This is a genomic window from Streptomyces sp. NPDC054842 (genome assembly GCF_053611025.1).
This window is the reverse complement of sequence record NZ_JBSGZN010000027.1, coordinates 41,004-58,093: the sequence shown is the minus strand read 5'-3', so window position 1 is coordinate 58,093 and position 17,090 is coordinate 41,004. Positions and strand designations below refer to the sequence as shown.

General features: G+C 72.4%; 11 protein-coding genes and 2 pseudogenes. 2 read left to right on the top strand and 11 right to left on the bottom strand.

Annotation, left to right across the window (positions count from 1 at the left end; translation table 11 throughout):
* Positions 1–148: 148 nt before the first annotated feature.
* Positions 149–799 (top strand): zf-HC2 domain-containing protein, encoded by a 651-nt coding sequence (locus ACWGIS_RS21660; RefSeq protein WP_453364074.1) that lies wholly within the window; start codon positions 149–151, stop codon positions 797–799.
* 13 nt (positions 800–812) lie between these two features.
* Here the strand turns inward: ACWGIS_RS21660 and ACWGIS_RS21655 are convergent, their stop codons facing one another.
* Together ACWGIS_RS21655 and ACWGIS_RS21650 are read right to left on the bottom strand one after the other, a co-directional pair.
* Positions 813–1,673 (bottom strand): Fpg/Nei family DNA glycosylase, encoded by an 861-nt coding sequence (locus ACWGIS_RS21655; protein WP_453364073.1) that lies wholly within the window; start codon positions 1,671–1,673, stop codon positions 813–815.
* Positions 1,674–1,709: 36 nt separating this feature from the next.
* Positions 1,710–3,782: a SpoIIE family protein phosphatase gene (locus ACWGIS_RS21650; RefSeq protein WP_453364072.1), complete on the bottom strand. Its 2,073-nt coding sequence runs from the start codon at positions 3,780–3,782 to the stop codon at positions 1,710–1,712.
* A gap of 170 nt (positions 3,783–3,952) precedes the next feature.
* Between ACWGIS_RS21650 and ACWGIS_RS21645 the strand changes: the two genes are divergently transcribed.
* Positions 3,953–5,374: a lipase maturation factor family protein gene (locus ACWGIS_RS21645; RefSeq protein ID WP_453364071.1), complete on the top strand. Its 1,422-nt coding sequence runs from the start codon at positions 3,953–3,955 to the stop codon at positions 5,372–5,374.
* A gap of 78 nt (positions 5,375–5,452) precedes the next feature.
* On the opposite strand, the pseudogene ACWGIS_RS21640 reads toward ACWGIS_RS21645, so the two are convergent.
* The 9 genes and pseudogenes from ACWGIS_RS21640 to ACWGIS_RS21600 all read right to left on the bottom strand — a co-directional run.
* Positions 5,453–5,737: pseudogene (locus ACWGIS_RS21640) on the bottom strand (hypothetical protein); the annotation flags it as partial.
* 37 nt (positions 5,738–5,774) lie between these two features.
* Positions 5,775–6,767 (bottom strand): aldo/keto reductase, encoded by a 993-nt coding sequence (locus tag ACWGIS_RS21635; protein ID WP_453364070.1) that lies wholly within the window; start codon positions 6,765–6,767, stop codon positions 5,775–5,777.
* Positions 6,768–6,847: 80 nt separating this feature from the next.
* A pseudogene (locus ACWGIS_RS21630) lies at positions 6,848–7,048 on the bottom strand (fuconate dehydratase); the annotation flags it as partial.
* Positions 7,049–7,445: 397 nt separating this feature from the next.
* Positions 7,446–10,463: an alpha-mannosidase gene (locus ACWGIS_RS21625; protein ID WP_453364069.1), complete on the bottom strand. Its 3,018-nt coding sequence runs from the start codon at positions 10,461–10,463 to the stop codon at positions 7,446–7,448.
* Between the two features lie 27 nt (positions 10,464–10,490).
* Positions 10,491–12,500, bottom strand: a complete 2,010-nt coding sequence (locus ACWGIS_RS21620) for an endo-beta-N-acetylglucosaminidase (protein ID WP_453364068.1) — start codon at positions 12,498–12,500, stop codon at positions 10,491–10,493.
* Positions 12,501–12,564: 64 nt separating this feature from the next.
* The gene (locus tag ACWGIS_RS21615; protein WP_453364067.1) at positions 12,565–13,797 is read right to left on the bottom strand and encodes a glycoside hydrolase 5 family protein; all 1,233 of its coding nucleotides are present in this window, start codon (positions 13,795–13,797) and stop codon (positions 12,565–12,567) included.
* 57 nt (positions 13,798–13,854) lie between these two features.
* Entirely contained in the window at positions 13,855–14,772 is a 918-nt protein-coding gene (locus tag ACWGIS_RS21610; protein WP_453364066.1) for a carbohydrate ABC transporter permease, read from the bottom strand.
* Positions 14,769–15,716 (bottom strand): carbohydrate ABC transporter permease, encoded by a 948-nt coding sequence (locus ACWGIS_RS21605; RefSeq protein WP_453364065.1) that lies wholly within the window; start codon positions 15,714–15,716, stop codon positions 14,769–14,771. Before ACWGIS_RS21605 ends, ACWGIS_RS21610 begins: the two co-directional genes overlap by 4 nt.
* Positions 15,717–15,722: 6 nt before the next feature.
* Positions 15,723–17,015 carry an ABC transporter substrate-binding protein gene (locus ACWGIS_RS21600; RefSeq protein WP_453364064.1) on the bottom strand — a complete coding sequence of 431 codons (1,293 nt, stop codon included), beginning with the start codon at positions 17,013–17,015 and terminating at the stop codon, positions 15,723–15,725.
* Positions 17,016–17,090: the final 75 nt, after the last annotated feature.

The following is a 17,090-nucleotide window of genomic DNA, read 5'->3' as shown; positions in this document are numbered from 1 at the left end:
TTCTTCGGATCCGACCAATCCGCGGGCCGCTCCGCTCCGAACATCTTCCCCGTTTCCCCACGGGTCTTGAGTGATTCGGCGGTCCGGTGCGTACCGGTGGGCAACAGCAGCACCACCCCCACCCAGCCCCCCGGCACGAGGATTTGGTATGAGGTCCCTGGAACGCCATCGCGACGTCGGCGCCTACACGCTCGGCGTGCTGGACGAAGCGGATGCCTTCCGCTTCGAGGACCACCTCATGGGGTGTCCGAGCTGCACCGCGCAGGTGAGCGCGTTCGGCCCCGCCGCACGGCAGTTGCTGCTGTACCGCCGGGCGACCCCCCGTGCCGTGCATCCCTTCGCGGCACCCGGGCCGCGCTTCCTCGACCGGCTGCTGGGCGAGGTGGCCGCACGCCACCGGGCCGGGCGCAGGCGGCTGCTGTACGCCGTGGCCGCCGTCGCGGTCCTCGCGGCGGGCGGACCCGCCGTCGCCGTGGTGACGGCGAGCGACTCCCCCGCCGACCGGGTCGCCGCGACCGACGCGCACAGCGGGGTGTGGGCGCGGGTCAGCTGGGCGGACCGGGTCTGGGGCAGCGAGTTCGACGTGGAGGTCAAGGACGGCGAGGGCCCGCGGGCCTGCCGGCTCGTCGTGGTCGGCAAGGACGGTTCCGAGCAGACGGTGACGAGCTGGACGGCCCCGTCGCACGACTCCGGCGCCGCCAGCATGCACGGCGGGGCCGCGTTCCGGCCCGGGGAGATCAGCCGGTTCGAGGTGCGCACGCGGGACGGCGAGCGCCTGGTGACACTGAAGCCGCGCTGACCGGCGTGGGCGCCTACTTGAGCAGCCGGGACAGCCTCCGGTCCGCGAGCGGCTTCCCGCCGGTCTGGCAGGTGGGGCAGTACTGCAGCGAGGAGTCGCTGAAGGAGACCTCGCGGATGGTGTCGCCGCACACCGGACAGGGCTCGCCGGTGCGGCCGTGCACCCGCAGCCCGCTCTTCTTCTCGGCCTTGAGGCGTCCCGCGGCCACGCCCCGCGAGCGCTCGACGGCCTCGGTGAGCGTGCCGCGCAGCGCCTCGTACAGCCGCCGGGTCTCCTCGGGCGTGAGCGACGCGGCCAGCTTGAAGGGCGACATCCCGGCCGCGTGGAGGATCTCGTCGCTGTAGGCGTTGCCCACGCCCGCGATGAGGCTCTGGTCCCGCAGCGCACCCTTGAGCTGCCGCCGCTCGCCCGCCAGGAGTCCGGCGAACCGCTCCTCGTCGAAGTCGGCGGCCAGCGGGTCGGGGCCGAGCCGGGCGACCCCGGGGATCTCCGCCGGGTCCCGTACGACGTACACGGCGAGGCGCTTCTGGGTGCCGGCCTCGGTCAGGTCGAAGCCCTCCCCGGTCTCCAGGGCCGTCCGCAGGGCGAGCGGGCCCTTGCCGGGGCGGGGCGGGCCGTCGGGCAGGCTGTCCCGCCAGTGCAGCCAGCCCGCGCGGGCCAGATGGGTCACGAGGTGCAGGCCGTCCGCGTCGATGTCCAGGAACTTGCCGTGCCGGTGCACGGCGGTGACCTCGCGGCTCTCCAGGGCGTTGACCGGCGGGTCGTAGGTCTTCAGGACGCTGATCGCGACGGGCAGGACGCGGACGATCTCGCGGCCGACGAGGTGGTCGGTGAGGAAATCCTTGAGCGCTTCGACCTCGGGCAGTTCCGGCATACGTCCAGAGTGCCACCCGGCGCGGGCGGCGCCATGTCAGTCCCGCGCCGGGACCGCGAACTCGCACCACAGGCACTTGCCGCCGCCGCGGGCCTCCACGCCCCAGCCGTCGGTGAGCAGGTCGACCAGCAGCAGGCCGCGCCCGGACACCCCGGACTCGCCGGCCTCGCGGCGGCGCGGGAGCGCGCTGGAGGAGTCCTCGACCTCCACGCGGAGCCTGCGGTCGGAGCCGGTCAGTGCCCGGAGGGTGACGACGGCGGCTCCCTCGGTGTGCATGAGGGCGTTGGTGATCAGTTCGTCGGCGACCAGTTCGATCTCGTCGGCGCGGTCGCCCGCGCCCCAGGCGCGGACCGCGGCGCGGATCATGTGGCGGGCCTCGGTGAGCGCCTCCGGATCGCCCGGTGCGACGTGCTGCTGGAGCCGGCCGCCGGTCTGCTGGGTGGGGCCGCGGCGGCGCAGCAGCAGGAGCGCCACGTCGTCGTCGCCGCCGCGTTCCTCGGCGACCTCGATGAGCCGGTCGGCGAGGGCGCGGACGTCGTCCGGTCCGGTGCGGACCAGTTCGCGCAGGGTGCGCATGCCGTCGTCGAGGTCGATGCCGGGCTGTTCGACGAGTCCGTCGGTGTAGAGCAGCAGGGTCTGGCCGGGGTCGAGTTCGACGGTGTCGACGGGGTAGGCGAGGCGGCCGAACTCGGCGGACAGACCGAGCGGCAGGCCGCCCTCGACGGGGAGGCGGCGGCAGGTGCCGTCCGTGTGGCGCAGTATCGGGTCGATGTGCCCGGCCCGGACGACCTGGACGACGCCGGTGGACAGGTCGGCCTCCGCGTACAGGCAGGTGGCGAAGCGGTCGGTGTCGAGTTCGTGCAGGAAGACCGAGGCACGGGCCATCACGGTGGCGGGCGTGTGCCCCTCGGCCGCGTAGGCGCGCAGCACGATGCGCAGCTGGCCCATGACGGCGGCGGCGTGCGTGTCGTGGCCCTGGACGTCGCCGATGACGGCGCCGACGCGTCCGCCGGGCAGCGGGATCAGGTCGTACCAGTCGCCGCCGATGTCCCGGCCGAGGGCGGCGGAGCGGTAGCGGACGGCGAGGTCGGCGCCGGGCACGCTGGGGATGGAGCGCGGCAGCATGGCCTGCTGGAGTCCCTGGGCGAGGTCCTTCTCCTGCTCGAAGAACATGGCCCGCTGGAGGCTCTGGGCGATGCTGCTGCCGAGGGCGACCAGGACGTTGCGCTCCTCGGCGGAGAAGCCGCGCCGGTCGTTGTAGAGCAGTCCGATGGCGCCGATGGGCCGGGCCTGCACGATGAGCGGCAGGTAGGCGGCGGAGGTGATCTCCAGGTCGGTGATGTTCGGCCACAGCAGCGGGTAGGACTCGGCGAACTCCTGCGGCGACTCGATGAAGTGCGGGGAAAGGGTCCGTACGACCTCGTTCATCGGGTACGGCTCGTCCAGTCGGGTGACGCGGGTGCCGGGCACGTAGCTGTCCTCGGGGCCCGCGGCGACCAGACGGACCCGGCCGGCCTCCAGCAGGCCCATGACCAGGCTGGTGGCGCCGAGGTGGGTGACGCCGTGGGTGCTCTCCAGGACGTCGATCACGTCCTGGACGGTGCGGGCGTGGGCGAGCGCCGCGGTGGTGATCTGCACGACGCTCGTCTGCTGGCGGCGGGCCTCGTCCTCGGCGGCCTGCTCGCGCCGCGCGGCGCTCTCGCTCAGCTCCTGGGTGGCGTCGCGGACGATGCCGAGGATCCTGCGGGGGCGGCCGGTCCCGTCGCGGTGGATGTAGCCCTGGGTGTGCGTCCACCACAGGGAGCCGTCCCGGTGCCGGACGCGGAAGTAGGCGCCGTAGTTGGCGCTGCCGTCCTTGAGGGCCTGGGAGACCATGGCGTCCAGGCCGTGGGCGTCGGCGGGCGGGACGCGCGCGCCCAGGGTCTGCGGGTGGCCGTCGTAGTCGTCCGGGCTCATGTCGAACACGGCGAGGGCCTGGGCGTCCATGTACATCAGCGCGGTGTCCAGGTCCCAGTCGAAGCTACCCATGCGGTTGAGCGCCATGATCGGGTCCGGGTGGGCGGGCCAGTCGTCCGGGAGTGACAGGGCGCTCGCTCCCCGATCAACCATGCGCCCACCTTGCCAGGATTTACCCGATTGTTCGACTTATGGGTGCCCCGCGGCGCGGGCTCCGGCGGGCCGCGGGACGCCGCCCGGACGGGTTGCGGCGTCCGGGTGAGTGTGGCGGGTGCCGACCGTGGTAACCCAGCGTCACACTGGAAGCGAACGAGGAGGCGGTCGTGGAGTGGTTCTCTGCATCCGGGTACTGGCTGAGCCGGGTGGTCTTCCAGCGGTCGCTGGCCGGTGTGTACCTGGTCGCGTTCCTGACGGCGGCGCTCCAGTTCCGGCCGCTGCTCGGGGAGCGGGGCATGCTGCCGGTGCCCCGCTTCGTCGCCCGCGTGCCGTTCCGCCGCTCGCCGAGCGTGTTCCACCTGTACTACTCGGACCGCTTCTTCGCGCTCTGGTGCTGGGCCGGCTGCGCGGTGTCGGCGGCGCTGCTCGCGGGGCTGGACTCGCGCCTGCCCCTGTGGGGCGGCATGCTGCTGTGGCTCGTCCCCTGGTTCCTGTACCTGTCGGTCGTCAACGTCGGACAGACCTGGTACGGCTTCGGCTGGGAGTCCCTGCTCCTGGAGGTCGGCTTCCTCGCGGTGTTCCTGGGCAACGACGAGGTGGCGCCGCCGGTCGTCGTCCTCTTCCTGCTGCGCTGGGTGCTGTTCCGCGTCGAGTTCGGCGCCGGGCTGATCAAGCTGCGGGGCGACGCGTGCTGGCGCGAGCTGACGTGCCTGGACCACCATCACGAGACCCAGCCGATGCCGGGTCCGCTGAGCTGGTTCTTCCACCATCTGCCCAAGCCGGTGCACCGCGTCGAGGTGGCCGCCAACCACGTCACCCAACTCGTGGTCCCGGTCCTGCTGTTCACACCGCAGCCGGTGGCGACGGCGGCCGCGGCGCTGATGATCGTCACGCAGCTGTGGCTGGTCCTGTCGGGCAACTTCTCCTGGCTGAACTGGCTCACGATCGTGCTGGCTGTGTCCGCCGTGGAGTTCCCCGCCTCGGCCCCGGACACCGCCGCGCCGCCCCTCTGGTACGAGGTGGTCGTCCTCGCCGTCGCCGCGGTGCTGCTGGCCCTGAGCCACCGCCCGGTGCGCAATCTCGTGTCCCGGCGCCAGGTGATGAACCGCTCCTTCGACCCGCTCCATCTGGTCAACAGCTACGGCGCGTTCGGCAGCGTCAGCCGCGTCCGCCACGAGGTGGTCGTCGAGGGCACCACCGACGAGACGGCGCGGGAGGACGGGGACTGGCGGGAGTACGAGTTCCGCGGCAAGCCGGGCGATCCGCGGCGCTGGCCGCGCCAGTTCGCCCCGTACCACCTGCGGCTCGACTGGATGATGTGGTTCGTGGGACTGTCCCCCGCGTACGCCGGAGCGTGGTTCGGGGTGCTGGTGGAGCGGCTGCTCGAGAACGACCGTGACACGCTGCGGCTCCTGCGCCGTTCACCGTTCCCCGCGGACACCCCGCCGCGGTTCGTGCGGGCCCGTCTGTACCGCTACCGCTACACGACCTGGCGGGAGCTGCGGGAGACGGGCGCGTGCTGGCAGCGGACGTACGTGCGGGAGTTCCTGCCGCCCACTCGCCTGGACCCGGCCTCTCAGAGGCGGTAGACGCGCGAGGCAGGTGCGGGTGAGGATGCCGGCGCGTTCACCGGCGCTCAGCTCCCGCGTCAACTCGTGCGCCGTCTCGACGACTTCGGCGTAGGTCGCGGCGAGGGTGCACACCGGCCAGTCCGAGCCGGACATCAGGCGGCCCGGACCGAAGGCGTCCAGGACGGTCAGGAGTTCGGGGGTCTCCTCGGGGACGGTCACCGTCTGGACGAGGACGGTGCGCTCCACGCCCGCGGCGCGTGCCCGCGGTTCGAGGTCGGCGAGGGTGAAGTCCCGGCGCAGCGGCATCAGTTCCGGCCCGGTGATCCAGTCCTGGTCGCGGACGGACAGGTCCCACAGATGGTGGTGCGCGTCGACGCTCACGGCAGCTCCCCCACCGGTTCGGTGTGCGGTGCGCCTCTCACGACGGCCGCTCCCCCGGTACGGGGACGGGGGCGTCCTCGGGCAGCCGGCCCTGCTCGCGCAGCTCCTGCCAGAAGGCCGCCGGGACCGGCGTCACGAACTGCTCGGCGCAGTCCCGCACTTCGGCGGCCGAGCGGGCGCCGACGAGGACGCTCGCGACCGCCGGATGCGCCGCGGGGAAGGCGAGCGCGGCGGCCCGCAGCGTGGTGCCGTGCCGCTCCGCCAGGGTCTTGAGGCGCAGGGCCCGCTCCAGCAGCTCGGGCGGCGCCGCGGCGTAGTCGTACGTCGCGCCCGGCCGCGGGTCGGCCAGCAGGCCGGAGTTGAAGGCACCGCCGACGACGACGGAGGTGCCGCGCTCCTGGGCCGCGGGCAGCAGGTCGGCCAGCGCCCCGTGGTCGAGCAGGGTGTAGCGGCCCGCGCACAGCACCACGTCGACGTCCGTCTCGCGCACGAAACGGGTGAGCATCGCGGTCTGGTTCATGCCCGCGCCGATCGCCCGCACCACGCCTTCCGAGCGCAGCCGCTCCAGCGCGGGGTAGCCCTCGCGGAACGCCTGCTCGGCGTGGTCGTCGGGGTCGTGGAGGTAGACGATGTCGACGCGGTCGACGCCGAGCCGGGTGAGCGCGGCCTCCAGGGTGCGCCGTACGCCGTCCGCGCCGAAGTCCCGGACCCGGCGGTGGGTGGCGGGTACGGCGAAGCCGTTGGCGAGGTCGTCGCCGCCCGCGTCGGTGGGCTCCAGGCGGCGGCCCACCTTGGTGGAGAGGGTGTAGTCGGCGCGGGGCCGGTCGCGCAGGGCGGCGCCGAGGCGGCGCTCGGAGAGGCCGAGGCCGTAGTGGGGGGCCGTGTCGAAGTAGCGGATGCCGGCGGACCAGGCGGCGTCCACGGCCCGCCGCGCCTGCTCCTCGCCGACGGCGCTGTAGAGGTTGCCGATGCCCGCGGCGCCGAAGGCGAGGGGGCCGGTCTCGACGCCGCCGCGCCCGAGCGGGCTCATCGGGCGGCCGGGCGCGGTCGCAGGCCCTGCATACCGCCGTCGACGGCGAGGGCGGTACCGGTGGTGGCGCCGGACAGGGGGCTCGCCAGGTATGCGAGGTTGCCCCGCCCGATGGTGAAGGTGAAGCCGTGGCCGTCGGCCGCGTCGGTGCGCAGCACGACGTACGCCGCCGAGTAGTCGGGGTCGGGGTTCATCGCGTCGGACCCGTCGAGTTCACGGGAGGTCGGGAAGCGGATGTCGTAGGTGTCGATGGCGATGACGCGGGCGGCGGTTGGGGACAACTGGGAGCCTTTCGGTCCGGGACCTGGGGGCGTGCGCGAGCGGTCGGCCGGGGTCGGTCCTGCGCGCGCCCCGTCGTCAGGCGGGCGATCGTCGGCGCGAGGAACTGTCCCTGTCGGTCATCTGCCGGCTCCTCATCGAACGTGATCGAGGACTGATCGGATGCTGGCCGAGCGCGTGGGGTCCACCTCCCTGGCACGGCCCTGGCCGGAAGTCCCAGTCCTCTGCCGACCGGGACGAATATTCATCAGACCACTTGAGCACTCCGACACCCTGTGGAGCGAACCGGCGTTTGAGGAGCGGGGCCCGGGGCGGAGCCCCGAGTCGGGACTGAAGCCGCCGTCAGCCGGTGAGGGCCCCCGGGGACGGACACCCCCGAGGGCCCTCACCGCGAGGTGACTACCCCCGCTTCAGCCGAAGCGTCACCAGCTCGAAGGGCCGCAACGGCATCCGAAGCCGCGCCCCGTCCCGCTCGGGCCCCACCGCGTCGGCGAGCGGCCGCTCCAGCAGGTCCGTCACCGTGACGTCCTCGAAGGGGAACCCGGCGGTGAGGGTGACCCTCGACCGCCCGCCCCGGGACTCATGGAACCGGACGACGACGTCCCCGCTGCCGTCGTCGGCGAGCTTGACCGCCGTCACCACGACGGCGTCCTGCTCGACGGTGACCAGCGGCGCGACCTCCCGCGAGCCCGACACCCGCCGCTCCGGCAGATTGATCCGCCACCCCTCGCGCACCGCGTCGCCGATCGCCGCTCCCGGCACCAGCGCGTGCCGGAACCGGTGCACCCCCTGGTCGGTCTCGGGGTCGGGGAACCGCGGGGCGCGCAGCAGCGAGACCCGCACGGTGGTGGTCGTACCGGAGTCGCCGTCACGCACGGTACGGGTCACGTCGTGGCCGTACGTCGAGTCGTTCACGACGGCCACGCCCCAGCCGGGCTCCTCGACGTGCACGAACCGGTGGTTGCAGGCCTCGAACTTGGCAGCCTCCCAGCTGGTGTTGGTGTGCGTCGGCCGGTGGAAGTGCCCGAACTGCGTCTCGGAGGCGTACCGCTCGGCGTGCACGTCCAGCGGGAACGTGAGCTTGAGGAATTTCTCGGTCTCGTGCCAGTCGACCTCGGTGTCGATGCCGAGGCGCTGCTCGCCGGGGGCGAGCGACAGCACCTGGGTGACCCGGGAGTCGCCGAAGGAGCGGACGACCCGGACCGAGACGCCGTCCTCGCCGGGCGCGACCTCGTCGGCGTCGACCAGGTCGGTGACGGTGTTGCGGTAGAACTCGTCGACGTCCCAGGCGTCCCACATGTTCGGGAAGTCGGGGTGCAGCTGGAGGAGGTTGGCGGCCTGTCCGGGCGCGACCGTCTCGCGGTCGGCGGCCAGGTCGTACGCGGAGACGACCAGCCCGCGCGCGTCGATCCCGACCCGCAGCATCCCGTTGTCGAGGACGTAGCCGCCGTCCGGGCGGGGTTCCAGAGCCGTCTCCCCGAGCACGGCCGGGGTCCGGGCGCCGCCCGCCGGGACCCCGTCGCGGGTGTGCGGGGCCGAGTTGAACACGAGCGGCGCGGAGCCCTCGCCGGCCAGCGCCCGCTGCGCCGCGTCGATGATCTCGTTCAGCTCCTCGGCGACCCGCTCGTACGTTGTGCGCGCCTCGCGGTGCACCCAGGCGATGGACGAGCCGGGCAGGATGTCGTGGAACTGGTGCAGCAGCACCGTCTTCCAGATGCGGTCCAGCTCCTCGTAGGGGTAGGCGGCCCCGGTGCGGACGGCCGCGGTCGCCGCCCAGAGTTCGGCCTCGCGCAGGAGGTGCTCGCTGCGGCGGTTGCCCTGCTTGGTCTTCGCCTGGCTGGTGAGGGTGGCCCGGTGCAGTTCCAGGTACAGCTCGCCGACCCAGACGGGCGCGTCGGGATATTCGGCCTGCGCCTTCTCGAAGAACTTCTCGGGGGTCTCCCAGACGACGGTCGCCGAGCCCTCCAGATCGCGCAGCCTGGCCGCCTTGGCGACCATCTCGCGTGTCGTGCCGCCGCCTCCGTCGCCCCAGCCGGTGGGCGCGAGGGAGTGCCGGGCGACCCCCTTGTCCTTGAAGTTGCTCGCGGCGTGCGCGATCTCGCTGCCCTTCATGGAGCAGTTGTAGGTGTCGACCGGCGGGAAGTGGGTGAAGATCCGGGTGCCGTCGATGCCCTCCCAACGGAAGGTGTGGTGCGGGAACTTGTTGGTCTGCGACCACGAGATCTTCTGTGTCAGCAGCCACTTGGAGCCGGCCGCCTTGATGATCTGCGGGAGGCCCGCGGCGAAGCCGAAGGTGTCGGGCAGCCAGGCCTCCTCGTTCTCGACGCCGAACTCCTCCAGGAAGAACCGCTTGCCGTGCACGAACTGACGGGCCATCGCCTCGGAGCCCGGCATGTTCGTGTCGGACTCGACCCACATGCCTCCGGCCGGTACGAACCGCCCGTCGCTGACGGCCTTCTTCACCCGTGCCCACACCTCGGGCCGGTGCTCCTTGACCCACGCCCACTGCTGGGCCTGGGACATGGCGAAGACGAAGTCGGGCTCGTCCTCCAGCAGCGCCGTCATGTTGGACGTCGTGCGGGCCACCTTGCGCACGGTCTCGCGCAGCGGCCACAGCCACGCCGAGTCGATGTGCGCGTGACCGACGGCGCTGATGCGGTGGGCGGAGGGTACGGCGGGCTCGGCCAGCACCCCTTCGAGCCGTGCGCGCGCGGCGGCCGCCGTGCCGTTGACGTCCTGGAGGTCGACGGCGTCGAGGGCGCGCTCCACGGCGCGCAGCAGGTCCCAGCGGCGGGCGGACTCCACCGGCAGCTCGGCCATCAGCTCGCCGGCGACCTCCAGGTCGATCACGAGGTTCCACACCGTCTCGTCGAAGACGGCCAGGTCCATGCGGGTGAGGGTGTACTGCGGCTCGGTGCCCGCGGTCTCCTTGTCGCCGAGGGGGGTGGGCACGAAGGGGTGGTAGTCGAGGATCACCGGGTTGGAGGCGGCCTCGATGTGCAGCAGGACCTCCTCGCCGCCCTCGGCCGGGGCGCCGATCCGTACCCACTGGTTGCGGGGGTTCAGGCCCTTCACCGGGGTGCCGTCGGGCCGGTAGACGAGGCCCTCGCACTGGAAGCCGGGCATGTTCTCGTCGAAGCCGAGGTCGAGCACCGCCTCGACGTGCCGTCCCGCCCACTCCTCGGGGACGGTCCCGCGGACCCGGAACCAGCTGGTGCCCCACGGAGCACCCCAGCGCGCGCCGACCTCGATCGGTGCCGCGTCGGCCGCGAGGCCCTCGGCGACCGGCACGGGCTCGCCCGGCGCGTTCCACACCGCCACGTCCAGGGGTACGGACTCCGGGTACACGGCGGGGCGGATGCGCTCGTCGAGGACGCGCTTGAGACGGGCTTCGACCAGGGTGCGGTCGTCATGCATGAAGTGCTCCGGGGGTGTGGGTGCGGGCTACCAGGTATGGGTGGTCGTGGTGGCGGAGGAGATGGTGAACAGCTCCCCCACCGCGCGTACTTCGAACCGTGCGGCGGCCTCCCCCTGTGCGGGGGCGAGCCCCTGGACGAAGTACGCGCTCTGGCAGGTGCCGCCGAGGAAGCGGCGCGTGCCGTCGGGAAGGACGCGGTGCAGCTCGTAGTGGCGTACGGCGCCGGGGGCGGCCTGCCACCTCAGGCGCAGGCTGCCGCCGTCGGCGCCGGTGACGCGCAGGCCGGTGGGCGCGGCGGGGGCCGTCTTCGCGTTCCGGACGGCGAGGCCGCCCAGTCGCAGGCGGACCGGGGTCCCGCGGCGGGCCGGGGTGAGCCGCACGCCCAGTGCGCGCACGGTCCCGGACAGTCCGCTCAGCCGCACGGTGGAGGTCCGCCAGCCGCCGCTGCCCGCCTCGACGGGGAACCAGGTGTACGGCGGGGCGCCGCCCGGGGTGCCGGGTTCGGCGGTGGCGACGGCCAGCTCGACCCTGACGGCGCCCGCGTCGGTGCGGTGGGTCAGCTCGGCCAGCGTGTCCGGGCCCAGCGGCAGCCGGGTGGCGTAGAGGTCCAGGGTGACGGGGGCGTCGAGGATGCCGTCGACGAGCAGGCTGCTGCCGCCGCGCCAGGCGTCCGCGAAGTCGAAGGTGACGGCGGGGCGCCGGCCGGTGGTGCGCACGACCCAGCGGCGGGAGGGCAGCCGGTCCTGGAGGCCGAGGTGGTTCCACGCCGTGTCCGAGGTGACCTTGCCGCCGTCGTACCACTTCAGGCCGTGCCCGGTGTTGAAGGTGGTGGCGAAGGGGACGGCGGTGACGGTGGAGCGGTCGGCGACGGAGAGCGCCGGGGCACGCCAGGCGGCGCCGGGGTCGGGCCGGGAGGGGTCGAGCGAGGCACCGGTCCAGAACGCGTCGTCGGCCGCGTGGAAGTCGCCGGGGGTGCGGCCGGCGGGCAGGTGGTTGCGGGTCCACTCGGGCCGGTAGAGGCCGAGCGAGACGACGTGGTCCCGGTCGGCCGGCACGATGGCGTCCCAGTCGACGGACGTGTTCGTGCCGTTGGCCTCGACGTCGACGCCGGCCCACAACTCGTAGCGGTCGCGTCCCAGTTGCTCGGCGGTCGTGCCGGAGGATGCGAGGCTGCCCGGTGACCAGCGGAAGTCGACGAACAGGGAGTCGGCCGCCTGGAAGAACGCCTTGTTGCGGTCGTTGAGCGCTCCCTGCCAGCTGACCGAGCCGTTCGTGGTCATCGAGTCGTACCAGGTGACGCGCTGTCCCCTCGCCGTGCCGAGCGCCTTCAGCTCGGTGAGGAAGCCGAGCATGTCGGCGGCGAGGGCGGCGTCGCCGCCGCCGGTCTCGGCGTTGACGAACCAGCCGTCGAAGCCGTACGCGGCGGCGACCGCGACGAGCTGCGCCGCCAGCGGGTAGTGCCCGGCCGTGTCCTTCTGGACGAGGTCGCGGGTCCACTGCAACTGCCCGCCGTAGGCGACGGGCGGCAGGAACACGTTGCCGAGGACCGGTACGCCGTGCCGGTGGGCCGCGTCGACGACCGGCGCGTTGGGGGCGAGGATCAGGCCCTCCCCGGACGAGCCGCCCCAGAAGACGAGTTCGTCCAGGTACGCCCAGTGGGTGAGGGCGTAGTAGTCGGCCGTCGCCGCGCCCTGGGAGGGGTTGCCCGCTGTCGGGCCGAAGGAGACGAGGGACTGCACACGCGCCTGGCCGTCGCGGGCCGTCGGATTCGCCGGGGTCGGTGCGAAGCGCGCGGCAAGCGGTACGGACGCCGTGTTGAAGGGCAGGTCGGGGTCGTTCTCGGCCCGCCACGTCCTGAGGCTGCGCCAGGTGATGCCGGGGCCGGGGCTGCCGGCGGGCAGCGAGTCGGGGTACCAGTACGAGGCGTACGGCTGGAGGTCGCCGGGGGCCGCGGCGGCGGTGGCGGAGAGGCCGGGGAGGAGTCCCGCGGCGGCGCCCGCTCCGGCGAGCAGGACGGTGCGTCTGCTGGGGTTCACGGTGTGCTCCGTAACGTTGGGGGACGGCATACGGTGCTTGCGGGGGTGCTGTCGGTGCGCCCGGCTACGCCATGACCTGGCCGGGGGTGACGACCTCGGTGATGCCGCGGGCGGTGAGGTGGTCCTGGTCGGCGGCGCGGCTCGCGAGGACGGTGGTGGGACGGACGCCGTCGCCGGCCAGCCGGGCGAAGGCCTCGAAGACGGGTCCGCCGGGGGCGCAGACGGAGCGGCCCGGCGTGGTGTCCACGACGAGCGCGGTGGTGCGCGGGGCGGGGCGGCCGGTACGCCGTCCGGCGGCGATCCGGGCGATGACCTCGCCCGCGGGTTTCGTCCGCCGGTCGTTGGTCAGCAGGCCGAGACCGTACTCGAGTTCGGGGAAGTCGGCGAGGCCGCGGCTGACGTCGTGCGAGCACCACCAGGTGACGCCCCACAGGTCGGGGCAGTCCAGGGCGTTCGCGACGGTGGCCTCGGTGAAGGCGGCCGCGTGTTCGGCGGGGATCAGCGGCGCGGGGGCGCCGACCTCCTGGAGCCAGACGGGCCGGTGCGGGTCGTCCGCCCACGCCTTGGACAGCTCGACGAGGTAGGCGGCGTGGTGTTCGGTGGCGGTGCCGGTGCGGCCGTGGCGCTGGGCGGTGCCGTTGAACACCCAGGAGTGGACGGCGGTGACCGCGCCGAGCCGTGCCGCGTGGGCGGGGGTGAACGGCTGGTCGTCCTGGTACCAGGTGGCGTCGTAGGAGGCGTGCAGGTGCGTCTTGCCCGGTGCGCCCTTCTCGCAGGCGGCGAGCAGGGTCAGCAGCCAGGACTCGGCCTCGTCGGGCGTGATGCGGTCGGGGTCGGGGTGCGGGCCCGCCGCGAACTGGCTGATCTCGTTGCCGACGGTCATGCCGATGAAGTTCGGCCGGTCGGCGAGGGCGGCGGCGAGGGTCCGCACGAACTCCGCTTCGCCGTCCACCACTCGGGGGTCGGTGAAGATGTTCCGCCGGTGCCAGGTCTGCGTCCAGGCCGGCAGGAAGTCGAAGCTCGACAGGTGCCCCTGCAGGCCGTCCACGCTGACGTCGAGTCCCCGTTCGGCGGCGGCGTCGGCGAGCGCGACGAGCTGCTCGACCGCGCGCGGCCGGACCAGGGTGCGGTTGGGCTGGAAGTAGGGCCACAGCGGGAAGACCCGGATGTGGTCGAGGCCGAGCCGCGCGACGGAGTCGAGGTCGGCGCGTACGGAGTCGAGGTCGAAGTCGAGCCAGTGGTGGAACCACCCCTCGCTGGGGGTGTAGTTGACGCCGAAGCGCACGGCAGGAGGCATACGGGGTCCTTGCGGATCGGGAAGGGGCGGGGACGTCGGCCGCGGGGGTGCCGGGGCTCAGCCCTTGACGGCGCCCTCTCCCACACCGCGGAAGAAGTACCGCTGGAGGCAGGCGAAGAGGACGATCAGCGGTGCGACGGCGATGATCGTGCCCGCGGCGACGAGCCGCTCGTCGTTGGCGAAAGTGCCGTGCAGGTAGTTGAGTCCGATGGTGAGGGTGAACTTCGACGGGTCGCTCAGCACGATGAGCGGCCACAGGAAGTCGTCCCAGGCGCCCATGAACGCGAAGATCGCGACCACGGCGAGGGTGCCCTTCACGGACGGCAGCGCGATGCGCAGGAACCGCTGCCAGGTGTTCGCCCCGTCCACGACGGCGGCCTCCTCGATCTCGTGGGGGAGGTTGAGGAAGGCGTTGCGCATCAGCAGGACGTTCATCGCGCCGATGCAGCCCGGCAGGACGACGCCGACGAGGGTGTTGTTCAGGCCGAGTTCACGCATGGTCGTGAACTGGGCGATGATGATGCCCTCGACGGGGACGAGCATCGCGAGGATGAAGACCAGGGTGGCCGCCGAGCGCCCGCGGTAGCGCAGCCGGGCCAGGGCGTAGCCCGCGAGCGCCGAGCCGACGCAGTTGGTGACGACGTTGGCCGCGGCCACCTTCAGCGAGTTGAGGGCGTAGTCCCACACCGGGATGGTGTCGGCGACCCGGGCGTAGTTGTGCAGGGTGGGGTCGTCCGGCAGGAAGCGGGGCGGTGAACTGAAGATGTCCTCGGTCGGGCCCTTGAGCGAGGTGGACAGCTGCCAGACGAACGGCCCGACGGTGAGGGCGAGCACGCCGAGCAGCAGGAGGTAGCGCAGGGCCAGTTCCCAGGCGCGGACCTGCCGGCCCCGCTCGTCGGTGACGCGCCGCCGGGGGGTGGGCGCGATGGCGGGCCGCGTCTTCGGGGCCTCGGGCGCCTTCTCCGCGGTGCTCACGCGTCCTCCTTCCGGTCGGCGCGCAGCACGAGCAGCATGAGCGCGACGGTGACGACGAAGACGACGACCGAGATGGCCGAGGCGTAGCCGACGCGGCCGGTCAGGCCGGTGCCGGTGCGCTGGACGAGCATGACGAGGGTGGTGTCCTCGCCCGCCGGCCCGCCGTCCGGGCCGGCCATCAGGTAGACCTCGGAGAACACCTTGAAGGCGGCGACCGAGGAGAGGGCGCCGACCAGCACCATGGTGGAGCGGACGGCGGGCACGGTGACGGTGAGGAAGCGGCGTACCGCGCCCGCGCCGTCCACGGCGGCGGCCTCGTGCAGTTCGCGCGGCACGTTGGCGAGCGCCGCCAGATAAATGATCATGTAGTAGCCGAGGCCCTTCCAGACCGTGACGGCCATGGCGCTCAGCAGGAGCAGCCACTGGTCGCTGAGGAAGCCGACCTTGCCGACGCCGACCGCCTCCAGCAGCGAGTTCACCAGGCCGCGTTCGTCCAGGAGCCACACCCAGATCAGTCCGACCACGACGATGGACGCGACCACGGGGGTGTAGAAGGCCGACCGGAAGAAGGTGATGCCGGGGATGTTCTTCTGGACCAGGAGCGCGAGCAGCAGCGGCAGCAGGACGAGCGCCGGGACGACCCCGACGACGTACAGCGCGCTGTTGCGCAGCCCGATCCAGAACATCTCGTCGTGCAGCAGCTCCCGGAAGTTGGCCAGGCCCACGAATCGGCCGGGGATCAGGGTCCGGCGGTCGGTGAACGCGTTGACCAGCGTGGAGACGAACGGGTAGAGGATGAACGCGCCCGTGATCAGCAGCCCGGGTGCGGCGAACAGCCAGGGGCTGAAGGGGAGATGACGCCGCACGCGGCGCGGACGCCCGTCCGGCTCCCGTGTCCGCTCGCCGCGCGGACGGCTCACCCGGGACAGCGTGGAACTCGCCATGCCGGTTCAGCCCTGCTGCTGGAGGAGCCGGTCACAGGCCTTGACAGCGTTGTCAAGAGCTGCCTTGGGGCTCTGCTTGCCCTGGAGCGCCTTGGCGACCTCGTTGCGCAGCGCGGTCTTCATCTGCTCGCTGAACAGCACCGGCGTGTAGTTGACGGCGTTCTTCAGGGACTGCGCGGCGGCGACGCGCACCCGGGTCTCGTCGGTGCCGTCCTGCTCGGTGAAGTACGGGTCGTCGAGCGAGCCGGCGGTGCTCGGGAAGATCGCGACCTTCTTGGCGAAGGACATCTGGTTCTTCGCGTCGGTGACGTAGTGCGCGAAGGCGACCGCGGCGGGCTTCTCCTTGGTGCGCGAGTTCACCATCACGCCCATGACGTACATGTTGACCTTGCCGGTGCTGGTGATCTGGTCCGTGATGCCGATGTTCTTGTAGAGGTTCGGCGCCTGCTTCTTGAAGTTGCCGAGGTCCAGGGCGCTTCCGGGGTTCATGGCGACGGCCCCGGTGAGGAACTTCTTGCCCGACGACTCGGGGGTCGCGGTGAGCGCCTGCGGGTCGAGCGCCTTGGCGTCGTACAACTCCTTGTACTTGGTGAGGAGTTCGACGCCCTTGGCGTCGTTGAACGCGAAGGCCGTGCCCTCCTTGTTCATCAGCTGGACGCCGTAGCGCCCGAAGTCCTCGATGGTGGGCACGTTGGCCAGCGTGGCCACCTTGCCCTTGCTCTTCTTCGCCAGGCGCAGGGCGTCGGCGAAGAGTTCGTCGTACGTCTTCGGGGGCTTCGAGGCGTCGAGCCCGGCCTGCGCGAAGAGGCTCTTGTTGTAGAACAGCGGCCCGGTGTTCAGGTACCAGGGGAACGCGTACGTGCCGGTCGTGCCCGGTATCCGGTGGCTGGCCCAGGCGCCGTCCAGGTACTCCTTCCTGTACGTCGCGGCCGCCTTGTCGAGGTCGAGCGCGAGGCCCGCCTTGGCCAGCGGGGCGACGAGGTCGGGCGAGACGTTGACGACGTCGGGCAGGGTGCCGCCCGCCGCGTCCGCGCTGATCTTGTCGGCGTAGCCCTCGGCGGGCTGGTCGACCCACTTGACGTGCGTGCCGGGGTACTTCTTCTCGAAGTCGGCGATCACGCCCTCGAAGTACGGCTTGAAGTTGGCCCTGAGGTTCCAGGTCTGGAACGTGATGTCGCCTTCGACCTTGCCGGAGGCGTCCGTCGAGCCGCTGCCGTCGTCCCCGGAGCCGCAGGCGCTCAGCGGCAGGACGACGGCGACGGTGGCGGCGACAGCGAGGGCTCTGCGGGAGATACGCACGGAAGGGGCTCCTTCGCAGGGGGGGATGAACGGGTGCCGTCGCAGACCTTGCACGCAGGTTCCGCGGGAAGTCAA